The sequence below is a fragment of the Rossellomorea sp. NPDC071047 genome (assembly GCF_050270195.1).
Lineage (GTDB): Bacteria > Bacillota > Bacilli > Bacillales > Bacillaceae_B > Rossellomorea.
Genome location: NZ_JBNNJT010000002.1, coordinates 358,743 through 380,419, shown reverse-complemented (window position 1 = coordinate 380,419; position 21,677 = coordinate 358,743). Strand labels below are relative to the sequence as shown.

Sequence of the window (21,677 nt, the reverse complement as noted above, 5' to 3'; positions counted from 1 at the left end):
ACACAACTTACAAAAACTTCAATTTTAGATCTTGAAGTTTCTTTGTCATGCACAATTTTATTATACCATCTTTGATTTAGTATGATTACTTAAAAAATATTGACTTATATTAGCTGGTATACTTGAATATAGGACGGCTGCTTGTTCACTGTTAATGGAATATAACTTGCTGTACTGTTGTTGACCCACACTAAAATTTACACAGCTATTCGTTGAGCAATAATAGCTGCAACCTCGGATATAGAAAGTGTACCATCTACAACTAAATCAGAATTAGGTTTTGTGGTATCTAACATAGCAAGATACCCCTGCCTTCCTCTAGTAATGTAGTTATCTAACTCCTGTAATATATCCTTTGCAGAACCCTCTTTAAAATCTCTTGTTATTCTACGAGCCAATGCAATATCTAATGGCGTTTCAATAAACACTGCAAAATCAATGAGTTTGCTTGTTTTACTATGTAGATATGCAAATGGAAAATCTAGTATAATGTAATCCAGATGTTCGGTATGTAACTTTTTAATATCTCTAATAAGTGGTGATAAATCCCAATCATTCGGATTACAACCATTCTCAATCCACTCAATAATGTCGTCGGGACCATCAAAATCATAGTTATCAAAATATAATGTTTTACTATTTGGTAGCTTCTCTTTTAAGCAAGAAGCTATTGTTGTTTTCCCACCGCCTGAAACCCCAGCAATTGCAATCACCATTGGAAGCTTTCTTATCATTACACTCCTCCATCTTTTAAAATGTCGACTTCAATTAAACTGCCCTTTACTTGAACAAAGAACGTCTCCTTTTTCAGCAAAAGTCCCTTAATATTCAAAAGAGCAGGAGTTATTGAGACTAACTAAAATGTTTTTTAAAATACTTTGCAGATTCATCATATCCAATAGATTCATAAAACCTATCTGCCCTTCTAGTAGCAAGAGCTACTAACTTGGAACCCCGTTCTTTTGATAGATTCTCTGCCTCCGCCATTAAATGCTTCCCGATTTTCTTACCTCTATATTCTTCTAACACAAAAAGTTCCTCAACCCAGGGAGATTATTCCATTCGCATAGAAAGCAGGATGGTGAAAAATAAATACATATCCAATTAGCTTATTTCCTTTATCAGCTACAATCAAATCAACATTTTCATCACCTAGGAGTAATTTAAAGACATTTAAAAAGTCAGGTTTATTAACATCAAAGCTCGTTGCTAATTCTTTAGCCATCACATATAAATCTTCTCTATCGCTTTGTTTTGCCTTTCTGTAAATAATACCTAAGCCCATACTAACCCTCCGTTATCAAGATTTCTTAAGGAAACACACCTCTTGTTCCATTAACCAGCCTCTATACTTGAACAAGGGTGGCTGCTATTTCAGCATATGCCCCCTTTTTTGAATAAAATTATTAAAATGGAACATAAAAGGGCTGTTCTTCTTCATTTAGTATCTTAACAATTCTTTCTCTGAAATTTGACCAAGTAACCATATTTAATACTTCTTCCAAAGTAAAAAATCCAACATCTAAATTTTCACTACTTGTCTGCGGTTTACCACCTGTCGCTTTTGCAAGCCAACAAGTAGCACAAACATTGGCCTGTATATTTTGATAAATACCACAAAATCTAATGATTTCAATGTCAATTCCTGATTCTTCTTTCACTTCTCTTATGATCCCATCCTCAATGGTTTAACCTAATTCTATTACACCGCCAGGAAACTCCCAGCCTCTTCGTGGACCTTTAATAAGCAAGATTTTCCCTTCATCATTAAGAACCACCGCCCCCGCCGACAGTGAGTGTCTTGGCATAGTCATATTACAACCACCTTTATTTGAAATGTAATGCTTGCTATTTACCGCCATTTTTCAGTAAAGCTGCACTTTAATATCTTTTTCTATTTTATTTTGGAAGTTCATTTAATGAATTTATCTGGGTTACTGGGATACTTCTAAATTCCTTATCTTTCACTTCTCTCATAAGATCAATCGTGTGAGGAGTATTAAAATCACTTTTAACTGTGAAGATAAGTTGAAGAGGGAATCCGGGCGTTATTCCACTATCTCTGCCAAGGTAAAATCCATTTAAGGAGTTGCCACTAGGATGGCTAGGAATTGCATTAGGGTAATAATTTGTAGCAACCATTCCACCACCCGTTATGTTTAGCGTGCCATCTTCCTGACTAATATCTGCGCAAACTAAAAATCGACTAATTGGCTCGTAAAATGTCTGGGCAAAGATATAAAAGTTAATTTTTCGTCTTTTTTGCTCATAATCGGACTCTACATATGAATATGCAACAATATTCTCGTAAGGTTTATATTCATCAGGTGTTAACTTACCGTTTCTGACCAAATCAACCATTTGCTTCAAAGTAATATCAATCCCGTTATGATACATATCTAGATATAATTTTTGAGTTAATAAAGCTGGGACCTCTATGTTGGTCATTCGTATAGGGACAAATAATACATTGTGTTTACTCTCTCTCATAATTGCATTTTGCCATTCCATCTTTACCATGTCACTATCCAAACTGTTTGATGAAATAAAAAAGAAAAAAACTTTACATCTTTCTAATCCTTTATTCATTTCGTCAATGATGCCTTGACCCGGTTGTATTGACCAGTCATCAAAGAATATATTTTCTTCACCAAAAACTTCTTTTAATCCATGTGCAATTGGCCCAACAATAGCTTTATCTTTATGTTGATGGCTTAAAAAAATCACTTCCATTCACCTTCCTATTATTGGTATATAACAAATCATATCACTGATTGGTGTGAATTATTTCAAATACTTTTTTTATACAATTCCTTATTAAATAGAACTGCCCAATAGTTGAAGAAGGACACTAGCCTGATCAAGTAGCTGATCATTAGTTAATGCCCATCATACCAATTATTTCAAAATCGAAAAACTTACACAAGAACTATTTCCAAATTTTGATAAGGTGATGTTAATAAACTTTTTAACAAAGGTGATTCAATTGCTTTACTAATGATATTTGAGAACTAACTTATAAGAATGGTAACGTCGAAAACAAATTACTCTTTGATATAATTTTATTTACTTTTTAAAGTAATATATATAAAATGAAAAGTAATCACAAGATAGGGGGTTGGATATATGAAAAGAATACATGAAAAAGATGTATCCATTAATATGGGCAAATATGAAAGCACATTTAATGCCTTGTTACAGCAGTTTGAGCATTCAAAATCCCCTGCACAACAGGGTGAATTGTTTCAAAAACTTAATGACCATCGTTTTATCTTTGAAACTGCATTTAATGATGCAAGACTTCAACATTTTCGTGCTATGGATAATGAGTGCCTTATGAAAGAATATCATGGTTTTACAGTTATGGAATCTCGATATCTTAAACTAGTTGGAGATTACTACAAATCCATTCTCGGAGCCACATTTAGAGATTATCTTGAAGATAGGTGGGGTAAACAGGTATTTCGTCTCGCCGAATTAAAACAAGGGTCATTCTCCCCAAAGATAGAATTAGAATTGGAGAAAGAAAACCAACTCATAATGGAATACCAAACTCTCATTGGAAAAGCAGAAACAAATTTCTTAGGACAGAAAATTAACCTCTTAGAACTTACTCCATACCTTAACTCCTCAGATCGAAAAACGCGAAAGAATGCTCATGAGGCTAAATTTCAGTTTTACCAGAAAAATGAAAGACGATTTGATGAAATTTTTGACGAACTTGTTCGTGTACGAAATACAATAGCAAATAAGTTAGGATACCCGTCCTTTGTTGAACTAGGTTATCAAAGAATGAACCGAACCTGCCATACGCCTAACGACTTAAAGAAATATAGGTCTCAAGTAGAAAAATTCGGAGTTCCCTTCGTATCTAGACTACGAAATTCTCAGACCTGTAGGATTAGTGTGCAGAAACTTAAATACTACGATGAAGGATACCTTTTTCCGGATAATTCTCCGTCTCCAATAGGTACACATCAAAATAGATTAGACATTTTCAAAACGTTATTCACAGAACTGTCACCAGAGACAAAAGCTTTTTTTGAAGAAATTTTGCGTAACGATTTGTTTGATATCAACCAACGCCCTGATAAGATTGGCGGAAACTTTGCTACATACATTGGTTCAAGTAAGCTGCCTTTCATGTTCATCAACTTTCACGATATAGCCGATGATATTCGTGTATTCACTCATGAAGCTGGTCATGCCTTTCAATTTTATATGTCCAGGCATTGGAATATTCCAGAATATATTATTCCCTATGACTCAGCTGAAATATTTTCTTTTGGAATGGAACGGCTTGCATGGCCATGGATGGAACTTTTCTTTGGCGAGAATACAAAACAGTATCAGTATTCTCATTTAATAACGGCTTTTATGTATATGCCTTTAGCAAGTGCTGTAGATGAGTTTGAGCATTGTATATATGAAGAACCATCACTTTCTATTAAAGAACGAAAATCTAAATGGAGAGATTTGGAACATAAATACCTTCCAGAACGTGATTACGATGGCAATGAATTTCTAGAAAGCGGAACGAGTTTTTATCAAATCAGTCATTTGTTTACCACACCATTCTATTTTATGGACTATGATCTGGCACACCTTTGTTCTGTACAACTTTGGAAAATGCATAAAGAAAACCCAAAGGAAGCATGGAAGGGTTATCTGGAAATGTGTCGTAATGGAGGCAAGCTACCATTCAAAGAATTAATTGATCAAGCTAACATTAATTCGCCTTTTGAAGAAAATAGCATACACCCAATTTTAAAGTTTGTTGAAGAATGGATAGAGCAAGTAGTATAGTTCCTGTTATCGAATTATTAAAAATGGCCCTTTAACTAAACACCTCCAACTTCTACCAAATTCACCCCTATGCCACCACCGGTAAACCGGGGACATTTCTAAACCTACAACTTTAGGATCATTGCTGTAGAAAATTGAAAAGGGTAGACTGGGAACCGTCCCCACTCTACCCTTATTTTTTAATCTTCGGCAAGAAGTATGAGCTGCCACCCATCATGAAACCTCCAATGATTGCAAGTGACGTGCCAACTACAACCCAATGAGTGGTTAATAAAGTGGATAAATATACTCCTAACATAAATATGAATAAGCCTGCCAACAAAAAGATTGTCACTTTTCTCATTTAACTCACTCCCCAATCCCTCACAATCACATGAGTGAATTTAACTCTCTATATTCACTTTACCAATCAGCCCTATAACCTCATCATCCTCACCCGCACCAATTGAGACCTGCTCTGTATTCTCCACGATCCCCTTCGTATACTCTTCCATAGTTTCCTCTATCTGCTCACTACTCGGCCAATGGGAAGGTACCTCATACACATTGATCGTGCCGTCCCCATTGCCGCTATAGGTGACGATTCCATCTGCCATGATTTTCCCGCTTAACACAATGACGTCTTCTGGATAATCCACGCTGTTATCATCATAAGGATTCAGCTGCTCACCGGCTGGAATATGTCGGACGTTCAGTTCCCCTACGCCGTTATTCCCGATCACTTGTAACCAGACACGGGCGTATTCGATTTTCTCTGAAGGGTATGCAGACAGGGGATCTTCTGTGCTGCTCGATTGATCGTGGGACGTTGCGTCTTCCAAATCCACCGAATCAACCGGTTCATCCGTATCAGCTTCTTCTGATGCGTCTTCCCCGCTATCTTCCTTATTGGTTTCCTGTCCAGTCTCCTCCTGTTTCGTACTTTCCGTTTGCTTCGCTTCACCACTGCAGGCCATTAATAGGAATGCAGTGACTACGATCATCATGAGTAGCAGTCGCTTCTTCATTTTCTCTCCCCCATTTTCAATACTCTTTGAATAAATGCTGCTTTCCCTTCCGAATAAGCTTCCCGGTCGTCGGTGAATTGATTGGCCAGATGCTTTTTCAGCTCTGCATATTCTTCTCTTAATGAAGGATTTACGTTTAAACGATCACGGAATGACCGCTGCTGTTCCCACCTTGGTTCACCTGTCAGCATGAGGTGTAGATGTGCGACACGTTTTTCGTTTTCCTCTTTTATAAAGAACCTTCTCCACGGCCGGTTGTCCAGCTCTGCCGGTACATAATGCCATTGATCCTCCGCAAGCTTATCGGCAATCTCGTCTAAATCGTCAAAGGATGGGATCAAAGCCATCACGTCAATGATTGGTTTGGCAGGAAGGTCGCGGATCGAGGTACTTCCAACATGCTCTACTTCCTTTACACCGAAGGGACTTAAAGAGTGTAAGAGCTCCTTCACTTCAGCTTTTCCCGCCTCGGTCCAGTCCGGGTTTGGAGGTTCAATCTCGACTAGTTCCACAGCCCATTTTGGCCAATTACGATTTTCCATCCGTCAAAGTCACATCCTTCTCCAGTTCAATTTCATCCCTTATGGGAATCCCGTCATTCCCGATCAAGGGGATTTCAGGCTTTACCTTCCTCGCCTTCTCCACAGCGAACCGGTGAATAGTTGAAATCATGAAACCCCTCTTTTGATAAAATTTCAGTGCCGGCAGATTGTCATTGGTCGTAATCAGTGTGATGCGCTTCCACCGGTTTTCGGCGGACACCTTTTCTACTTCTTTCATCAGGGCGGTGCCGATTCCCTTCTTTTCTTCCAAACTATCAAGCGAAATAATCTCGCATTCTCCCTCTTTGACCACATAGGTAATCAAGCCTGTGATGACAGTTTCTTCATTCAGGTAGGCAAAGCCGTCTAAAGCAGCACAGTCATAGATCCCACTGGAAATGACCATCTTTGGACTCCCCCAATGCCGATTGAAGAATTCAACCAGGTTCTCTTTCGGCATCTCTTTAAGTGATACGATGCTCATTCGCCCTCTCCCCCTTATCCAGGTACTCTACTGGAAGATACCATAGATTTAATTGTAAAAAAAGGAAAATAAAAGGAACCATATGGTAAAATGGAATAAAATTCTCCATTTCTTAGAAACTTCAAAAATACATGTATACAAGGAGTAATGGACATTTTGAAAAAGGTACGAGTATTCCTTTTACTAATGGCAGCTGTCATATTTACCGGGTGTAACGGGAAAGAACTGAATCTGATCGATGGGGATAAACAGGTAACCCAACAAATCGATGACACGATTTCTCAATATATTATCCAGAACTACGCTACCTCCTACTACGGTACAGAAAAGCAGTTCGAAGTCCATAAAGTCTATGGAACGAGCGAAACGGATGGGGTCCTGAGTGTTTATATGTGGTCGTATTATGGGGGATTTAATAAAGCGTCCGGGATAGAACCCCAGTCCGGGCATTCATTACCTGCCGTGATCCGGTTAAGCCAAAGGGATGAGTCCTATTCTGTGATCGAATACATAGAACCTAAAGACGGCAGCATGTATCAGTCCTCCTTAGAAAAAATGTTCCCGGAGAAATACGTTAAATCCGCTCTGCGAGATAGCGGAAACATAGGGGGTTTGCAAAAAGAGATGGAGAAAAAAGTGAAGAAATGGATCGAGAAACAGGACAAAGAATCCTAAGGGAGATGACAATCGTGGAACTGACCATTAGAAGAAGGACCCAGGAAGATATCAATGAATTCATTACGTGGACGTATGAGGGAATCTATTCATTTTACGATAATCATAGTCAAAAAGAAAAAATCGAGGGATTGAAAGAGAGTGTTCATCTGGAAAGAACCTTTTCAGTCGTTGACGAGAACGAGAATCTGATCGGAAATTGTGAGTTTTATGATGTAGAAGAAGACGGGAAAAACATCCTGGTACTCGGGGTGCAAATGAAGCCTTCCATGACAGGAAAGGGATACGGTTCAACCTTTGTGAAAGCCATCATCGATCAAGGACGGGAACGGCTGAAGTTCTCTCACTTGGAATTAGCAGTCGCGGATTTTAATGAACGGGCCATCCGAACGTATGAGAAAGAAGGATTCAGGAAAAGAGGAGAATTTCAAAATGAAATAAGGGGCCATATGTACCAATTTATTATTATGGCTAAGGATTGGGAGTAGGACTCGCTTTCCTTTGGTGCACAGTGGTGCACAGGGACGGTTCTCTTGCTCCTTTTCATTTAAGAAGAAGCATCAGAACTGTTCCCATGTTTCCTTATGGGACAAGGGACCTGTCCCCACTGTCCCTCACGAATCAATAAATACATCCATAACCCTATCACAAATATCATGATGAATGGTTCCGTCAAAATTCAATAACACAACCACTCCCAGATTAAGCTCAGGTGCTATGGTCATCAGGGATCTTACCCCCATCTGACCTCCCCCGTGTTCGACGATTTTGTACCCCCGATAAGTGTCCGTAAACCAGGCAAGTCCATAGCTTCTGACATCACATCCAGGCGCCCGCCATTCTTCGCTTACAAGATGGAGGGGCTTTTGCATTTCTTCTATTAAGTCTGAACGTAAGACATCCGAGTCTTTGTTCAAATGGATTGTTAAATAGTTGGCTAAATCATTGGCGGTTGAATACAGATATCCGATTGGCGCCGAGATTGGGTTGATGGGAAAAGGCGTTTCCATTTTATCCTCGCCTACATAATACCTCGCACTGTTCTGATTCTTTTCCACCACGTGTGAGTCACTCGTTGTCCGTTCCATACCAAGGGGTGTGAGGATGTCACCGGTAAGGGATGCTTCCCATTTGCTGCCTGTCACTTTTTCAAACAGATCGGCAAGGATCACATACGCATCTGTGCAATAGTTCCACCCCTCTCCTGGTGGGTATTCCAATTCTACTTTTTTGAACCATTTCGTGATATCTTCGCGAGTGTTTATACTAGTAATCTCTTCTTCTGTCAGCTGATAATGATCCAATGCTTCCTGGAATTCTGTCGGTGTATCGGAGAATATTTCCTTTACATTCGGAGCGATCATGTTGGCGATCCCCACTTCGGAAGGAAAACCTGCCGTATGGGACATCACATGCCGGATCGTGATCGCGTCACTCTGTTCCTTATTCTTCGTTCTGAAGTACGGCAAATAGGTAACAACCGCATCGTCCAGTGCAATCACATTCTTCTCCACAAGCTGCATAATGGAAAGCGCCATAAAGTTCTTGGATACACTTTGAATGCTCATCCATGTATCGCCATCAATCGGTCTTTCTGCTGATCCGATCCGCGCGTTTCCAAAACCTTTAGAATAGACCGTCTCTGCGTCTTTCACTATGGCAACGCTTACTCCGACTCCCTGTTGATCATGAAGCAATTCATTTATGTATTGTGTTATTTGGTTACATTTTTCATTAAGTGACTTCATAAGAACCTCCAATATATGCATTTCTAAGTTCTAAACTATTCTTCTATAATAATTTCGGTACTCTTCTGCAAGTATCCTATTCTACTCAATACCAATTATTTCAAACCAACTCCAATAATTCCACCCTTTTTATCTCCTGCTTTTCAAGTACATAAAGAAAGGATGATCGCCCTCCTTATAGGTGTAACGACTCACTCTTATCAGAACCGCAATGATCACATGCTCCAGAAGGAATAGGAAGAAGGATTCAACCTTTGTAAAGTGCCATGATTTACAAAATTTTAACTTGTTAGAAGGTTATTCCATCCACTATCATTTCAGGTAGAGGCGAACCCAGCGCCAATCTTCTATGAAAATCACATCAACATGAAATCGATCTTTTCTCTATGTACTACGTCGTTTAGGTTGCGGGCTTACTATTAATATCCCATTCTCTCAGAATGAGATGTTGATATAAAAAAATACATACAGGAGGCATTCCCATGCTAAAGAAATCGCTGTTGTTTGTTGTTGCACTACTTCTCTCGTTCGCTTTATTCCTGCCGTCAGCCTTTGCATTCCCACCCGGAACACCGTCCAAGTCCACGGCCCAATCACAACTGAACTCACTGACTGTGAAATCCGAAGGCTCCATGACCGGCTACTCCCGGGACAAATTTCCGCACTGGATCGGTCAAGGCAGTGGCTGTGACACCCGCCAGCTTGTGCTCCAGCGTGATGCCGACTATTACAGCGGCAGCTGTCCTGTGACGTCAGGTAAATGGTACAGCTACTACGACGGCGTCACGTTCTACGATCCGTCCGACCTTGACATCGATCACGTTGTCCCCCTTGCTGAAGCGTGGCGTTCCGGTGCCAGCAGTTGGTCGACACAAAAGCGCGAAGACTTCGCCAACGACCTTAGCGGCCCGCAACTGATCGCTGTAAGCGCAAGCTCCAACCGCTCCAAAGGTGACCAAGATCCATCTACATGGCAGCCGCCGCGTTCCGGTGCAGACTGTGGGTACTCGAAGTGGTGGATCAGCACGAAGTACAAATGGGGTTTAAGCCTGCAATCTTCAGAGAAGACCGCGCTTCAAGGCATGCTGAACAGCTGCGTTTACTAATTCAGATAGGATGACTGCCCGTATGATCAACTTCATACGGGCAGCTCTATCATTCCACCAGAAAAAGGAGGCATTTACATGGAAAAGAAATCGACTATTTTTACCGCTACCCACGGTGTCATGACCTCTGAAGTCGGTGTGATCAGTGGGGAGCTTGAACTTATCACCACCTGCGATGATGACGGTGTGCTGACACTTAAAATCACGTATGTCGGCGCCGAAGAGTGGTATTCACTGCCGGGTGAGGAATATCGTTTACATGATGTGCGTGATCATGAGGTTGTGCATGGGATGCTCGCCGCTGTGCTGGAACGACCTTAAGACATAATGACTAATATAAAATCACGTGCCCGGTTCAGAATCAGGCACGTTGAGAAAAAAATGCCCGACAAACGGATCTGTTTGTCGGGCAACTTCATTGTTATAAACCTGAAGGATCCTGCAAAATCATATCGATATGAGGGATCCCATCATCCAGATAGGTTTCCGTTACCGCCCTGAATCCAAATGACCCGTAGAACCCCCTCAAATATTCCTGAGCCTGAATCTTCACCGTTCTTTCCCCCCACTCATCATGAATGAGAGACAATCCTCTTTTCACTAATTCGCTTGCGAACCCTTTGCCACGATATTCTTCCTTCACGAGGACCCTCCCGATGGACGGTTGTTTGTATGAAACACCTGCAGGTAAGAGCCGGGCATAGGCAACCACCTCTCCGTTTTCTTCTTTATAAAGATGGTAGGCACGCAGATCTTTCCCATCGACTTCCATGTAGGGACATTCCTGTTCCACAACAAAGACCTGGGTCCTTGCTTGTAATATCCCGTATAGTTCAGGGGTTGACAGTTCATTAAAGCTCTTCAATTTCCAGCTCATGACATTGGACACCTCTTATTTTAATCATGAGGATGGGTTATTTCAGTCCACGACCTTATTTACAGACCCATTCTTAAATAAACCATACCATTCTCTTAATTGTTCCTCTTCTAATATCCCCAGTTTCCGTAAGATATCTCTGGTGAATTCCAGTGCTCCTGTTCCATTCGCTGTGATCAGACAGCCATCACTAAAGGACTGTTCTTCGATATAGTGTTCATCGCCTCGATAATGAGGTGCCCCCTCTTTTAAATAAGGCAGTGAATTCCCTGTATGTTTCAGGTGATCAAGATACCCGTGCATTCCTAGAAAAGTCGTCGCATCACAAATCGCCGCTACCGGAATGTCCTTTTCAAAACAAACATCCACAAGCTTCTTAGCCTGATGATTTTTTTCCTTTCTCCACCCTGTGCCTCCAGGGATAATGAGCATCTCGAATTCCAAAGGAGCGTCTTGTAAACTATAATCCGGAAGAACGGTTAATCCCCCCATTGAAATCTTAGGATCCTTGTCAATCGCAATGGTCTGAACGGTGTACCCCGTATCTGGTTTATTGATCTGTGGCGTCACGAAACTTGCTTCCCAATCGGCAAAACCATCCGTCACAAATACCAACACTTTTTTCATGTGTGTGTCCTCCTTATTGTTTGATGAAATATGTACCAAGAAAAGGTACCGACCCTCGTTGAGAATGTACAACAGACTGTATAACCTCCTATATTTTAACACGCAGATTCCATTTTCCCCTTAAATATTTTCAACAATCTGAAAAAATCTGACCCCCCGTACGATAAAGCTTTACCGGCCTGGTGGTTCAGGCAACACTATTATTTGAGGGATGCTTTATTGAAAAAATTTATGGTATGATGATTAAATTGTTCGCCCAAACAAATACTTATGTATATTCATCATAGAAAAGAGGTACTTATGCAAGAGACTGTATTATCCAAACAACATTGGTTTCTTATCTTCACACTTAGTTTACTAACTTTTGTTCTCGGGACAAGCGAATTTGTCATTGTCGGGATCTTAACGGAGATTTCCTCGAGCCTTCATATAACGAACGCAAAGGCAGGTACGCTTGTGTCAGCGTTTGCGATTACCTTTGCCATCGCCACCCCGATCGTCATGTCTGCAACAAGCCATTTTCCAAAGCGCAAATGGCTGTTGTGTTTAATAGGGGCATTCATCATTCTGAATGCGTTGTGCGTGATCTCGACAAGTTACATCATGCTCCTTATACTCCGAATGCTGACGGCCATCGTCACAGGTGTTTCGATTTCCCTCGCCATGACCATCGCGAGCGAAGCGATTCCAGTAACAAAACGCGGAGTGGCCATTTCATTCGTTTTCGGCGGGTTCACTCTGGCAAACGTGATCGGAGTTCCCATCGGTACCGTCATCGCGGAGTGGTACAACTGGCATGCCACGTTCATGTTGACGACGATTCTTGGCGGGGTTGCCTTTTTGGCATCATTCATGAACTTGCCGAGTAAGCTCAGTCAATACCGCAGTTCCATGCGTGATCAGTTCTCTTTATTGACCCACCCGCGGATCTTGATGGCTTTCTTCATCCCGGCTCTCGGATTCGGCGCAACCTATGCGGTCTTCACGTATCTTGTCCCGATTCTCGACATGATGGGTGCACCAGGCAGCTCCATCAGCCTGATCCTGTTCGCCTACGGTTTCATCTCGATCTTCAGCAACATACTGGCCGGAAAGATTGCCAGTCATAATGCGATCGGACGCCTCCGATTCGTTTTCCTTATCCAGGCATTTGTCCTGATCGGATTGTACTTTACGACCGGCCATTTTATCATCGGACTAATCAACATTGGCCTGATGTCCTTGATGGCGATCCTGCTCACCACCTCAACCCAGCTTTACTTGATCGACCTTGCCGGCGTGTATCAGCCTAAAGCAACCGGACTCGCCGCTTCCTTGATGCCCGTTGCAAGCAATGTCGGTATCGCCATGGGATCGGCACTCGGTGGCCTTGTCTACCATCAAGGACCATTGATGAATGTCTCACTTGTCGGTGGAGTGGTTGCGATTTGTGCGAGTCTGTTGACTTACTTGAGTCATCGATTGGACCGGAAGCATGAGGGGTTAGCGTGATTGACGTTATAGAAGAGGGTTAAGTGGTTCAGTAAGTGGTTCAGTTATTGTGGGGAAATCTTATAGTAACAAGTTAGATAACAGTTGAATTCTCATAGTAAATAGTACGGAAAAAGCTCAGAGTTTATGAAATGCTCCTAAGATAAACAGGTTTTATTACCTGTCTACCTTAAGTGGGGCAATTCATAACTGCTCTGAGCTTTTCTATTTTTTGGGGAACTTATTCCATTAAAGCCCCCTATAGTTGAATAACAATTATTACTCTTCGACTTTTTTAGGTTTTACTAAAACAAGTAGCAAAAAGCTCAACCACGAAATACTTAGCATAATTACATATACAATATTCCAAATAGATTGTTCCTTTACTACAGCTATAACCTCACCAATTAGCAAAATAGAAATAATTATGAATGGTAACCTATTTGCATTCAAAAATATAAAGTTCCTCATTTTCTTTCCCCCTTAACATTTACTTCTTTGTTCCGTTAACCTCCCTCTATAAAGAAAGAGATAACTCTTGCCCGATCTTCAGCTATTGCCCCCGTTATTTTAATACTAGGATGGAAATGAATCATAAACATTTAGCTATATGAACGATTTCTTTAATAACAGATTCAACTTCCTTATTATCTCTAATCACAAATAAATAATCTGCTTCCCCTTCTTCTGGGTCCACAACATCTTTATTCATAGATCCACTCTGTTGACTTAAAAGTACTTCCTCAAAGTTAGAATAAGCTCCCCTAAGTATATTAGTACTTCGTTTACTTTTAATTACTCTTTCATAAAGAACTTCATTAGGGATATCAAAATGAACCAAGATACTCACAAACGCATTTTTATCATATATTTCTTCCAGCAAATATTTTCTCCCTTTTCTAGTACGATTAGCACTACTAGCAATAATATGAAAATCCGTGTGTTCTTTAGCATAATCAACAATCACCTTTGATACAGAATGCTTTAGAATGTTAGGTCCTTGTTTTGGTAATAGATTCTTATAATATGTATTTAAAAATTCAGCGTTATTATCTTGGTCCATTATAAAAGAATTATTTAACTCGCTTTCTAAAGCTTTTGCAAATGTAGTTTTTCCACTATGGGTTTTACCTACTGTCATAATAACTAACCTTTTCATAATTCCCCCTATTTCATAACTTTTGAGTTTTTTAATATCGAAAACTCCTTCTTTACTTGAACAATCTAGTAACGGCTGCGTATTCGGCAAATAGCACTGGTTTGATCTAAAATGTAATCTCAAACAACTGCTTCATTTCATCCAATAATCCCTTTTGTCTCTCAACTGTAATAAGAGGTTTTTGTGGAGAATTAAAATCATTGTACGGGAAAATGAAGGTTCCATTTTCCAAGGCATAAAAAGCAAACGGTGCTTTTTCACCTGATTGAATTTCCTTCCCTTCTGAAAAAACAAACATATACGTGTTAGTTGCTTTCATCTTTTTCATTGTTTCTTCGAAGCTAATTTTTTTGACTTCAAGACCTTCTGCCATAGTCAAAACCTGTTCTATTTGTTGCTTATCACTCACTACCTTTGTCAATTCTTCAGAAGAAGTATCGTTTTCTACTTTTTGAATAAATAGCGAACTCGCTTTTTCTTTATTCTCAATTTCAATAACTTGTTCACTATTCGAACAACCACTCATTATGAACACAAGGATTGATAGACTTAATATTAGGCTTTTCATTATTATTACACCTCATTTTCTTCTTCAATTGACCTTTAACTTAATACCAATTATTTCAAAATCAATCAGCATACTCAAGAGAAATATTCATAATAAAAGAGCTTACCCTGTTCTGGATAAGCCCCCGATAATAGAAGAAGAAAATCTGAATTACTTAACTAGTATTAATAATATCTGCCTTGCTTCTTCATGTTTACTATATTCAGCATAAAAGTCTTTATAGACATGTATGTTTTGCTCCAAAAACTGATATTGCGTAAATAAATCAAAGAACGACTTTCTTAAAAGATCAATTTGACCTTTGGGAATCTCCTTTGTATTACCTGCTAGAACATAACTTAGGGTCCCAGCAATATTCATGCAGTAACTGTTAAAATCACCTGTCAAACTATTTTCATTATCTGATAGACTTATAAATTCTCTTTGAAAGTCATCTTGAATCTTTTTGATGTCCTTATATGGAAAAGGCTTTTCTAATTCGACTTTCATTTCAGTAAGTATATTTATCCTATTATTCATATTTTCCACCTATTTGAGTATGTCTGTATATATTTAAGGGAGCATGAGCTTTTACTCTAAATACTCATCACTTAGACTGGGATTTAAATACCTTGCCATACCAGTTTTCAGCTTTTTTAATCTGAACTTCCGATAAAATTCTTCATTACCAGTTGTTGATATTAAATGGACACAAGAAACATTACTTAGCTTATCAAGTAAAAACTCCATAATTTTTCTGGCAATTCCTTGCCTTTGAAAATCTCGATGAACCACTACATCATAAATAGCGGCATTAAAAACGCCATCTGTCATCCCTCTACCAATCCCGATAATTCTTCCATTGACCTTAACTAAAGCTACGACATTACTTGCTTCAAAGACTTGCCTGATTATCTCGTTTGTATGTTTCATCCACCCAACAGAAGCATAAACATCCTTAATTTCTTCAATATTTGCATTAGCAAAATCACTATGAATTTCTATATCCATTTATACTCCCCCTATAATCGCGTATCTAATTTTTATGAAATTTTCCCAGTGTTTCTTCTTAATCAAATCTGCCCTTCGTGAATAATCGATCATTTTTATTGAACAGTACTTAAATTAAAGATCAGGCAGATTGCTATTTATCGTAAATACACAAAAACATTTGAAGGGAACATGATAAAATGAATAGGAGATAATTAATCATCGAAGAAGTGACTTCTATGCACGACCTATCAGGATAAAAATACGTAATAATCTTAAAGGATTACACGAAAAAGTTCGGACCATAAGGAGGAAAAACTTATGTCGCAAAATCATTTAGAGGATTCAAAAACGTCGGGAATGAAACTTCTGCTAACGTCCGCGGGCGTCAATAACCCGAAGATCCACAACGCGCTGGTGGACATGCTCGACAAGCCGATCGCCGACTCCAACGCGCTGTGCATCCCCACCGCGATGTACGGACACCCCTGGGTCGGTCCCGGCGACAAAGCCTGGCAGTTCATCAGCGGGAATTCCGAGAATCCCATGGTCGACCTGGGCTGGAAGTCTGTCGGCGTTCTGGAGCTCACAGCGCTGCCAAGCATCGACGAAGACCGCTGGGTGCCCCTTGTCCGGGAGACGGACGTCCTTCTTGTGTCTGGAGGCGACGCCCTCTACCTGTACCACTGGATGCGGCAATCGGGGCTTGCAGACCTTTTACCATCACTGGATGCCGTCTATGTGGGAATGAGCGCTGGAAGCATGGTGATGGCACCGAAAATCGGCGAAGAATTCGTAGGCTGGCGCCCTCCCACTGGGGAAGATAAAGCGCTGGGTCTGGTGGATTTTGCGTTGTTTCCTCACCTGGATCACGAGATGTTACCCGACAATACCTTGGTCAATGCAGAAAAGTGGGCCTCCGGCGTCTCAGTGCCCGGGTACGCGATTGACGATCAGACCGCCATCAAAGTGACCGATGGGAACGTTGAGGTTATTTCTGAGGGGCAATGGAAGCTATTTTCCCCTTAATATCGAGACGGTCAGCCCACATTTAAGCAAGGTAGGGTAATGGATTATTGAAAAAAGCCTGATTTCTTTACTTGAGTTGAGGAATTAGGCTTTTTCATATGGCTAAAAATCTGCATTCTCCTGAAGTTACCCATTATTTGCAGTATTCTCTCTCTTCAACAACCCTGCCCGATCATTGAAGCACCGGGACGGTTCTCGTGCTTCCTTTTCGTAAAGACGTAGCAGCAGAACCGTCCCCTTGCTCTTAGAATGAGTTGTTTAAAAAACCAATTCCTACGGACAATAACAAGATTAATAGTACAACATTCAAACTGGTTTCCAATACTGTATATGTAAATTCACTTTTATCCTTAACATATTTCCATTCCATATAGGCTTTCAAGAATGAACCGCTGATGAGAAGGAGTAAAATATAAGAGTAAGGATTTTGATACCAGTGCTCAAAATCAAAAATAACATCTATGATTACACACGAGAACAAGACGACCACCATGATTCTCCTGTGTATTCTATCCGCTTTTTCATGTTTTTCATTGATGATATCATGGGCAAATATTTTCCGTTTGCTCACACCGAGCCATCTGCTTAACCCCTGGTGGAATGTGTACATCAACAAAAGGTAAATCGAAATGATGAGAATTATTTTTAAGAAGAAGAGTCCCATTTTCCTCCCCCTTTATGAAAAAGATTTTTTTAATACCGACATCTAAATGACATAATATTGGTAAATGAAGCAGCAGAACCGTCCCCTTGCTTCATTAACACCAAGAACATTTCAGCTAACGTCAAAATAGCTTGCTTTGGATATTCGCTGGATTTCCATTCAAAGAATGCCTTTACAGCATAGTCCAATGCAGATAAGGTGGTAAACCCTAATATGTATAAGTAGGTTAAGTCTTCATTGTTCATCATCATAATGGCTAAAACCATTAAAGTGATTGCAGTAAGAATCCTCACCCACTTGTCGACTTTACGATGGGACTCATTGATATGATTATTGGAAAAGAATTTCCTTTTCACTTTCTCTATTTTAAAAATCTTTCTTAAAAGAAACTTAACCATTGAGATAAGGCAGAAAACTATTATCGCCATCAAACTAAATTTTACCCAGAACACAAAAACACTCCTATATAAAAAAACTGCTCTTTGCTTGGCGAAGCACCTAGAAGCACTGGGAAGGTTCTCGTGCTTCCTTTTCGTAAAGACGAAGCAGCAGAACCGTCCCCTTGCTTCACCTTATTTACTAAGCCCTTTATTCATTGCCAATTGATCGCGATGATCTTTTTTAAGTGCCAAAAATAAAGCGGCGAACCAACCAAACAAACTCCACCCTAAAAAGAAATTAATAATATAAATGAGAATTTTGTTATGCTTATTTTTTTTACTAGCAATGTAGCTTGGGATAAAATAAATAAAACCTATTAGAATTAAAGGTAATATAACCATGATTACTTCCCATAAAATTTCCTCTCCCCTCATTTTTTTGTACTTCTGATATCGGTATTTACGACAACGAATGTAATCATTTTGTTTTATCGTTATTCTGCTTATTCAATCTCCTGCCGTTAATGGAAAGCACCACGTTTCTAAAGATATTTTAACATAAATTACCTATTTATTTTTTACAATTTCTAACACATCTCGATATTCTGGGTTGCTAATTCATCATTTCTCCCTGCAATACGAACTACATATTTTCATTCACTATCTTCTTTTTAAAAGCACTCTCATATACCTTATCACCCAAGAAAAAAAGGCTCCGATCTCCAGATCAGAACCTTTCTCCATTCACAGAACCCTATCCGTCCCATTCATTTTTAAAGCCTTCTTAAACCCATCATAGCTATTAATCACTGCAGTAACCAATAATCCAACCGATACGGTCAGGTAAAGCCATTGAAAATTGAAAGAGCCGTCGAACAGTTCCTGTATCCTAACTATGAAATCTGCATTCAGCACCTCCATGTTCCTGAACATAAACATAAAGGCCAGAACAGGAATGAACTGAAATACTGCATTCACGATAGCAAGCTTCCTGGTCCAGACCCCCGCTTTCCATTTTCTAAGAAGCAGGAAAAGTTCCAAGCCAATCAGGAACACGACCAACGGCCAATACCCGATGAGCACTTCCCCATCAAAGAAGGGAGTGAACGTTCTTTCGTTGTCACCTTTTTCATACAAGCCGACGATACTTGACGCTTTAAAGTAACAGGTTGACCAGATGACCGTCCAAATCAGACCTCCGAAAATCTCCAGCTTGGAAATTCGTTTTTCTTTCGGGACATACGGGATGTCTTTCAAGTCATCCGGCGTCCACTCTGTTCCTCTCATGGTGATTGGAAGCTGACTGTCCGATGAAACGGTCCGCTCGATGACGGCGAATGTGAGGGTCAGCCAAAAGAAGACCTGCATTCCTGTTCCGATGACTTCGACAATCCCATTTCCTGCGATGGACAGGAATATCTCAATCGGACTTGATTCCCCAGAGTAGCTCAATACAGATGATACGGCTAACACGATGAACGTGATCGCTGCAGAAATCGGGAGAATGATCTTCAAGAGCGTCATATACAGATCATAATATCTTGGTCCGATCAGGTGCATCGGCCTGTCTTGATAATTCGAAGCAAGCACGGCCGGATTCCCCAGTGACGTAAGCACCTCTCTCACATCATCCTCTGTATACTCCTCCGGCAGCATGTCTTCAATCGTGGATTTCAATTCAAGGGCAATATCTTCCCGATTCTTCTCCGGCAGCCTTCTCATCACTTCTTGAATATAGAGTTCAACAAGCTTCATCCTTCCTCATCCCCTTTTAATAAAATGGCCAATTCCCCAGACATCTTTTCCCATTCGGTCTGTAACTGTCCCAAGATCTCAGTGCCGTATTCGCTCAGCACATAATATCTCCTCGGCCTGCTTTCCGACCGGTCCCAGCTGCTTGTGACCAGTTCTTGCTTCTCCAGACGGCGCAACAGCGGATAGAGTGTACTCTGCTCCATTGAAATTCCGCTTTTCTCCAGTAATTGGACAAGTGAATATCCATACTGCGGTGTCCGCAATTGACTTAATACCGCCAGGGTCAATGTCCCCCTCCGCAGTTCCGTCGTCAAGGATGTCAGCAGTGACTTATCCATATGTTCACCTCATTGATTGAATTATACTGTGTGTCGTACACTATATAGTTTATACTATGTATCATACACTATGGACGTGCGTAATAGAACGTTTTTTTCAAAAAAAAGATCAAAGAACGTTAGATTGTTCTTTGATCCTTCTTTATTCTTACGAAGCGAACCACGGGGACAGGTACCGTGGCTCTCATACAAAACGGGGACAAGGAACCTGTCCCTATGGCTCCCCATGGCTCATTACAAATACTTCTTCAACCCTTCCTTCACCTCATCACTCGCAAAAGCAGCTTCCACACTGTTCATATAGATCTCTCGATAATCCTCATCACTCATCGCAAATTCACCCCAGACCAGCTCGCATTCCTTTGTCATCGTAGTGTCGGATACCGTTCTGTTGTCTGTATTGATGGTGATTTTGATTCCGTCCCTATGAAAATCGTATAGGGGGTGATCACGGAATTGGTTTACGGCTTTCGTTTGAACGTTACTCGTTGGGCAGATTTCAAGAACGATCTGTTTTTCCTTTACAATCTGATATGCTTCCGGACAGTCTGTAATATAAACACCATGTCCGATTCTTTCCGCCCCTAACCATTCAACCGCCTCGAGCACATTTCTTCCGATTCCCGTTTCACCGGCGTGGATCGTGACTCTGTAGCCATATTCCCGGGCAAGTGCGATGGGTTCAATGAATTTCCCGCAGAATCCTTCCTCTTCGGAAGCACATAAATCAATCGCGACGACTCCCTTTCCAAGGAAGCTCTTCCCCTGTTCGACGACCTCAAAGGCACGTTCCGCCGACATCGTTCTCATACAGGACAAAATGATATTCCCTTTAATATCAAATTGTTCTTCTGCTTCTTTCATTCCCTCGATCACACTACCAATGATTTCTTCTACCGATAATCCCTTCTCTGTATGAAGTAGTGGAGCGAACCGAACCTCCATATATTTTACGTTTTCCTTGGCTGCATCCTCATAAAGCTCAAAGGTGATTCTCTTTAGATTTTCCTTTGACTGCATAACGGCATTAGGGATCGAAAATTTCTCCAAGTATTCATCCAAGGATTCGCAGTCTAATGGGGCAATGAGCTCTTCTTTCATCTCTTCTATATCAAAGGAAGGGATATGGATTCCCTCTCTCTTTGCGATATCAATGATCGTCTCAGGTCGGACACTCCCATCCAAATGGCAGTGCAGTTCAATTTTAGGCATTGTAGAATGATTCATTGTTGTACCTCCTCAATTTTTCAAATAAAAAAATCCTGATTACGAAGAAAATACACATAAATGTATCTTCTTCGTAATCAGGATTTATTGGTTCCTGGTAGAGACCTCCAAACCATATTATTGGAGTTATACGAATGTGAGAATTGTATTTGGTTTTTTATTACGATAATAAAATTATCATTCCTTGTCAAGGGGAAGCGTGGGGACGGTTCTCATGCTTCCTATTAGATCAGGACGAAGCAGCAG

The 21,677-nt window shown here is 40.4% G+C and carries 28 protein-coding genes, 1 pseudogene and 1 riboswitch; of the genes and pseudogenes, 7 read left to right on the top strand and 22 right to left on the bottom strand.

The annotated features are described in order from the left end of the window. Positions 1 to 197: 197 nt before the first annotated feature. The 5 genes and pseudogenes from ACQKFO_RS09715 to ACQKFO_RS09695 form a co-directional block, all read right to left on the bottom strand. The gene (locus ACQKFO_RS09715; RefSeq protein ID WP_427598355.1) at positions 198 to 734 is read right to left on the bottom strand and encodes a hypothetical protein; all 537 of its coding nucleotides are present in this window, start codon (positions 732 to 734) and stop codon (positions 198 to 200) included. Between the two features lie 118 nt (positions 735 to 852). Beyond that, positions 853 to 1,029 carry a GNAT family N-acetyltransferase gene (locus ACQKFO_RS09710; RefSeq protein WP_427598353.1) on the bottom strand — a complete coding sequence of 59 codons (177 nt, stop codon included), beginning with the start codon at positions 1,027 to 1,029 and terminating at the stop codon, positions 853 to 855. A 10-nt stretch (positions 1,030 to 1,039) separates the two neighbouring features. Further along, positions 1,040 to 1,285 carry a hypothetical protein gene (locus ACQKFO_RS09705; protein WP_427598351.1) on the bottom strand — a complete coding sequence of 82 codons (246 nt, stop codon included), beginning with the start codon at positions 1,283 to 1,285 and terminating at the stop codon, positions 1,040 to 1,042. A gap of 121 nt (positions 1,286 to 1,406) precedes the next feature. Beyond that, positions 1,407 to 1,814: pseudogene (locus ACQKFO_RS09700) on the bottom strand (NUDIX hydrolase). A gap of 85 nt (positions 1,815 to 1,899) precedes the next feature. Next, a complete protein-coding gene (locus ACQKFO_RS09695; RefSeq protein WP_427598349.1) occupies positions 1,900 to 2,733 on the bottom strand; it encodes a toll/interleukin-1 receptor domain-containing protein in 834 nt (277 codons plus the stop codon). Between the two features lie 393 nt (positions 2,734 to 3,126). On the opposite strand from ACQKFO_RS09695, the gene ACQKFO_RS09690 reads away from it, so the two are divergent. Continuing rightward, positions 3,127 to 4,806 carry a M3 family oligoendopeptidase gene (locus tag ACQKFO_RS09690; protein WP_427598347.1) on the top strand — a complete coding sequence of 560 codons (1,680 nt, stop codon included), beginning with the start codon at positions 3,127 to 3,129 and terminating at the stop codon, positions 4,804 to 4,806. 172 nt (positions 4,807 to 4,978) lie between these two features. Here ACQKFO_RS09690 and ACQKFO_RS09685 read toward each other — a convergent pair whose 3' ends face one another. Genes ACQKFO_RS09685 through ACQKFO_RS09670 form a run of 4 tightly spaced genes read right to left on the bottom strand, consistent with a single transcriptional unit; the run spans position 4,979 to position 6,839 of the window. Next, a complete protein-coding gene (locus ACQKFO_RS09685) occupies positions 4,979 to 5,149 on the bottom strand; it encodes a hypothetical protein (protein ID WP_427598345.1) in 171 nt (56 codons plus the stop codon). A 40-nt stretch (positions 5,150 to 5,189) separates the two neighbouring features. After that, positions 5,190 to 5,813, bottom strand: a complete 624-nt coding sequence (locus ACQKFO_RS09680) for a hypothetical protein (RefSeq protein WP_427598343.1) — start codon at positions 5,811 to 5,813, stop codon at positions 5,190 to 5,192. Next, positions 5,810 to 6,355 (bottom strand): GrpB family protein, encoded by a 546-nt coding sequence (locus tag ACQKFO_RS09675; RefSeq protein ID WP_427598341.1) that lies wholly within the window; start codon positions 6,353 to 6,355, stop codon positions 5,810 to 5,812. Before ACQKFO_RS09675 ends, ACQKFO_RS09680 begins: the two co-directional genes overlap by 4 nt. Next, complete coding sequence (locus tag ACQKFO_RS09670; RefSeq protein WP_427598339.1) at positions 6,342 to 6,839, bottom strand: GNAT family N-acetyltransferase; 498 nt, start codon at positions 6,837 to 6,839, stop codon at positions 6,342 to 6,344. Before ACQKFO_RS09670 ends, ACQKFO_RS09675 begins: the two co-directional genes overlap by 14 nt. Before the next feature lie 156 nt (positions 6,840 to 6,995). On the opposite strand from ACQKFO_RS09670, the gene ACQKFO_RS09665 reads away from it, so the two are divergent. Both ACQKFO_RS09665 and ACQKFO_RS09660 read left to right on the top strand, forming a co-directional pair. Further along, on the top strand, positions 6,996 to 7,514 hold the full coding sequence (locus tag ACQKFO_RS09665; protein WP_427598337.1) for a hypothetical protein: 519 nt from the start codon (positions 6,996 to 6,998) through the stop codon (positions 7,512 to 7,514). Between the two features lie 14 nt (positions 7,515 to 7,528). Continuing rightward, entirely contained in the window at positions 7,529 to 8,002 is a 474-nt protein-coding gene (locus tag ACQKFO_RS09660; protein WP_427598335.1) for a GNAT family N-acetyltransferase, read from the top strand. Between the two features lie 126 nt (positions 8,003 to 8,128). On the opposite strand, the gene ACQKFO_RS09655 is transcribed toward ACQKFO_RS09660, so the two are convergent. Next, positions 8,129 to 9,262 carry a serine hydrolase domain-containing protein gene (locus ACQKFO_RS09655; protein WP_427598333.1) on the bottom strand — a complete coding sequence of 378 codons (1,134 nt, stop codon included), beginning with the start codon at positions 9,260 to 9,262 and terminating at the stop codon, positions 8,129 to 8,131. Positions 9,263 to 9,744: 482 nt separating this feature from the next. Between ACQKFO_RS09655 and ACQKFO_RS09650 the strand changes: the two genes are divergently transcribed. Both ACQKFO_RS09650 and ACQKFO_RS09645 read left to right on the top strand, forming a co-directional pair. After that, positions 9,745 to 10,368: an HNH endonuclease family protein gene (locus ACQKFO_RS09650; protein WP_427598331.1), complete on the top strand. Its 624-nt coding sequence runs from the start codon at positions 9,745 to 9,747 to the stop codon at positions 10,366 to 10,368. 78 nt (positions 10,369 to 10,446) lie between these two features. Further along, entirely contained in the window at positions 10,447 to 10,689 is a 243-nt protein-coding gene (locus ACQKFO_RS09645) for a hypothetical protein (protein ID WP_427598329.1), read from the top strand. A 100-nt stretch (positions 10,690 to 10,789) separates the two neighbouring features. Here the strand turns inward: ACQKFO_RS09645 and ACQKFO_RS09640 are convergent, their stop codons facing one another. Both ACQKFO_RS09640 and ACQKFO_RS09635 read right to left on the bottom strand, forming a co-directional pair. Beyond that, positions 10,790 to 11,245 carry a GNAT family N-acetyltransferase gene (locus ACQKFO_RS09640; RefSeq protein WP_427598327.1) on the bottom strand — a complete coding sequence of 152 codons (456 nt, stop codon included), beginning with the start codon at positions 11,243 to 11,245 and terminating at the stop codon, positions 10,790 to 10,792. A 42-nt stretch (positions 11,246 to 11,287) separates the two neighbouring features. Further along, positions 11,288 to 11,872 (bottom strand): type 1 glutamine amidotransferase family protein, encoded by a 585-nt coding sequence (locus ACQKFO_RS09635; protein WP_427598325.1) that lies wholly within the window; start codon positions 11,870 to 11,872, stop codon positions 11,288 to 11,290. Positions 11,873 to 12,172: 300 nt separating this feature from the next. Here ACQKFO_RS09635 and ACQKFO_RS09630 point away from each other — a divergent pair, with 300 nt between their 5' ends. Next, entirely contained in the window at positions 12,173 to 13,363 is a 1,191-nt protein-coding gene (locus ACQKFO_RS09630; protein WP_427598323.1) for an MFS transporter, read from the top strand. Between the two features lie 571 nt (positions 13,364 to 13,934). On the opposite strand, the gene ACQKFO_RS09625 is transcribed toward ACQKFO_RS09630, so the two are convergent. From ACQKFO_RS09625 to ACQKFO_RS09610, 4 genes are all read right to left on the bottom strand, one after another. After that, entirely contained in the window at positions 13,935 to 14,501 is a 567-nt protein-coding gene (locus ACQKFO_RS09625; protein ID WP_427598321.1) for an ATP-binding protein, read from the bottom strand. Positions 14,502 to 14,607: 106 nt separating this feature from the next. Beyond that, positions 14,608 to 15,069, bottom strand: a complete 462-nt coding sequence (locus ACQKFO_RS09620; protein ID WP_427598319.1) for a hypothetical protein — start codon at positions 15,067 to 15,069, stop codon at positions 14,608 to 14,610. A gap of 150 nt (positions 15,070 to 15,219) precedes the next feature. Continuing rightward, positions 15,220 to 15,588 carry a YxiJ family protein gene (locus ACQKFO_RS09615; RefSeq protein WP_427598317.1) on the bottom strand — a complete coding sequence of 123 codons (369 nt, stop codon included), beginning with the start codon at positions 15,586 to 15,588 and terminating at the stop codon, positions 15,220 to 15,222. A 51-nt stretch (positions 15,589 to 15,639) separates the two neighbouring features. Then, entirely contained in the window at positions 15,640 to 16,059 is a 420-nt protein-coding gene (locus ACQKFO_RS09610; RefSeq protein WP_427598315.1) for a GNAT family N-acetyltransferase, read from the bottom strand. Between the two features lie 339 nt (positions 16,060 to 16,398). Between ACQKFO_RS09610 and ACQKFO_RS09605 the strand changes: the two genes are divergently transcribed. Further along, positions 16,399 to 17,067, top strand: coding sequence for a Type 1 glutamine amidotransferase-like domain-containing protein (locus ACQKFO_RS09605; RefSeq protein WP_427598888.1), 669 nt, complete (start codon positions 16,399 to 16,401; stop codon positions 17,065 to 17,067). Between the two features lie 244 nt (positions 17,068 to 17,311). Here ACQKFO_RS09605 and ACQKFO_RS09600 read toward each other — a convergent pair whose 3' ends face one another. The 6 genes from ACQKFO_RS09600 to add form a co-directional block, all read right to left on the bottom strand. Further along, positions 17,312 to 17,731 carry a DUF4181 domain-containing protein gene (locus ACQKFO_RS09600; RefSeq protein WP_427598313.1) on the bottom strand — a complete coding sequence of 140 codons (420 nt, stop codon included), beginning with the start codon at positions 17,729 to 17,731 and terminating at the stop codon, positions 17,312 to 17,314. 29 nt (positions 17,732 to 17,760) lie between these two features. Then, positions 17,761 to 18,183, bottom strand: a complete 423-nt coding sequence (locus ACQKFO_RS09595) for a DUF4181 domain-containing protein (RefSeq protein ID WP_427598311.1) — start codon at positions 18,181 to 18,183, stop codon at positions 17,761 to 17,763. Positions 18,184 to 18,303: 120 nt separating this feature from the next. Continuing rightward, complete coding sequence (locus ACQKFO_RS09590) at positions 18,304 to 18,546, bottom strand: superinfection immunity protein (RefSeq protein WP_427598309.1); 243 nt, start codon at positions 18,544 to 18,546, stop codon at positions 18,304 to 18,306. A gap of 309 nt (positions 18,547 to 18,855) precedes the next feature. Further along, a complete protein-coding gene (locus ACQKFO_RS09585; protein WP_427598307.1) occupies positions 18,856 to 19,866 on the bottom strand; it encodes an HAAS signaling domain-containing protein in 1,011 nt (336 codons plus the stop codon). Continuing rightward, on the bottom strand, positions 19,863 to 20,204 hold the full coding sequence (locus ACQKFO_RS09580) for a PadR family transcriptional regulator (protein ID WP_427598305.1): 342 nt from the start codon (positions 20,202 to 20,204) through the stop codon (positions 19,863 to 19,865). The genes ACQKFO_RS09585 and ACQKFO_RS09580 overlap by 4 nt, the downstream gene beginning before the upstream one ends. A gap of 234 nt (positions 20,205 to 20,438) precedes the next feature. After that, entirely contained in the window at positions 20,439 to 21,431 is a 993-nt protein-coding gene (gene add / locus ACQKFO_RS09575; protein WP_427598303.1) for an adenosine deaminase, read from the bottom strand. A 54-nt stretch (positions 21,432 to 21,485) separates the two neighbouring features. After that, a riboswitch (purine riboswitch) is annotated at positions 21,486 to 21,585 on the bottom strand. Positions 21,586 to 21,677 lie beyond the last annotated feature (92 nt).

What these genes read in the sequence shown, in the direction of transcription:
- ACQKFO_RS09715 (WP_427598355.1), bottom strand. Translation starts at nt 734, where the DNA reads ATGATAAGAAAGCTTCCAATGGTGATTGCAATTGCTGGGGTTTCAGGC.
- ACQKFO_RS09705 (WP_427598351.1), bottom strand. Translation starts at nt 1,285, where the DNA reads ATGGGCTTAGGTATTATTTACAGAAAGGCAAAACAAAGCGATAGAGAA.
- ACQKFO_RS09695 (WP_427598349.1), bottom strand. Translation starts at nt 2,733, where the DNA reads ATGGAAGTGATTTTTTTAAGCCATCAACATAAAGATAAAGCTATTGTT.
- ACQKFO_RS09690 (WP_427598347.1), top strand. Translation starts at nt 3,127, where the DNA reads ATGAAAAGAATACATGAAAAAGATGTATCCATTAATATGGGCAAATAT.
- ACQKFO_RS09685 (WP_427598345.1), bottom strand. Translation starts at nt 5,149, where the DNA reads ATGAGAAAAGTGACAATCTTTTTGTTGGCAGGCTTATTCATATTTATG.
- ACQKFO_RS09680 (WP_427598343.1), bottom strand. Translation starts at nt 5,813, where the DNA reads ATGAAGAAGCGACTGCTACTCATGATGATCGTAGTCACTGCATTCCTA.
- ACQKFO_RS09675 (WP_427598341.1), bottom strand. Translation starts at nt 6,355, where the DNA reads ATGGAAAATCGTAATTGGCCAAAATGGGCTGTGGAACTAGTCGAGATT.
- ACQKFO_RS09670 (WP_427598339.1), bottom strand. Translation starts at nt 6,839, where the DNA reads ATGAGCATCGTATCACTTAAAGAGATGCCGAAAGAGAACCTGGTTGAA.
- ACQKFO_RS09655 (WP_427598333.1), bottom strand. Translation starts at nt 9,262, where the DNA reads ATGAAGTCACTTAATGAAAAATGTAACCAAATAACACAATACATAAAT.
- ACQKFO_RS09650 (WP_427598331.1), top strand. Translation starts at nt 9,745, where the DNA reads ATGCTAAAGAAATCGCTGTTGTTTGTTGTTGCACTACTTCTCTCGTTC.
- ACQKFO_RS09645 (WP_427598329.1), top strand. Translation starts at nt 10,447, where the DNA reads ATGGAAAAGAAATCGACTATTTTTACCGCTACCCACGGTGTCATGACC.
- ACQKFO_RS09640 (WP_427598327.1), bottom strand. Translation starts at nt 11,245, where the DNA reads ATGAGCTGGAAATTGAAGAGCTTTAATGAACTGTCAACCCCTGAACTA.
- ACQKFO_RS09635 (WP_427598325.1), bottom strand. Translation starts at nt 11,872, where the DNA reads ATGAAAAAAGTGTTGGTATTTGTGACGGATGGTTTTGCCGATTGGGAA.
- ACQKFO_RS09630 (WP_427598323.1), top strand. Translation starts at nt 12,173, where the DNA reads ATGCAAGAGACTGTATTATCCAAACAACATTGGTTTCTTATCTTCACA.
- ACQKFO_RS09625 (WP_427598321.1), bottom strand. Translation starts at nt 14,501, where the DNA reads ATGAAAAGGTTAGTTATTATGACAGTAGGTAAAACCCATAGTGGAAAA.
- ACQKFO_RS09620 (WP_427598319.1), bottom strand. Translation starts at nt 15,069, where the DNA reads ATGAAAAGCCTAATATTAAGTCTATCAATCCTTGTGTTCATAATGAGT.
- ACQKFO_RS09615 (WP_427598317.1), bottom strand. Translation starts at nt 15,588, where the DNA reads ATGAATAATAGGATAAATATACTTACTGAAATGAAAGTCGAATTAGAA.
- ACQKFO_RS09610 (WP_427598315.1), bottom strand. Translation starts at nt 16,059, where the DNA reads ATGGATATAGAAATTCATAGTGATTTTGCTAATGCAAATATTGAAGAA.
- ACQKFO_RS09605 (WP_427598888.1), top strand. Translation starts at nt 16,399, where the DNA reads ATGAAACTTCTGCTAACGTCCGCGGGCGTCAATAACCCGAAGATCCAC.
- ACQKFO_RS09600 (WP_427598313.1), bottom strand. Translation starts at nt 17,731, where the DNA reads ATGGGACTCTTCTTCTTAAAAATAATTCTCATCATTTCGATTTACCTT.
- ACQKFO_RS09590 (WP_427598309.1), bottom strand. Translation starts at nt 18,546, where the DNA reads ATGAGGGGAGAGGAAATTTTATGGGAAGTAATCATGGTTATATTACCT.
- ACQKFO_RS09585 (WP_427598307.1), bottom strand. Translation starts at nt 19,866, where the DNA reads ATGAAGCTTGTTGAACTCTATATTCAAGAAGTGATGAGAAGGCTGCCG.
- ACQKFO_RS09580 (WP_427598305.1), bottom strand. Translation starts at nt 20,204, where the DNA reads ATGGATAAGTCACTGCTGACATCCTTGACGACGGAACTGCGGAGGGGG.
- add (WP_427598303.1), bottom strand. Translation starts at nt 21,431, where the DNA reads ATGAATCATTCTACAATGCCTAAAATTGAACTGCACTGCCATTTGGAT.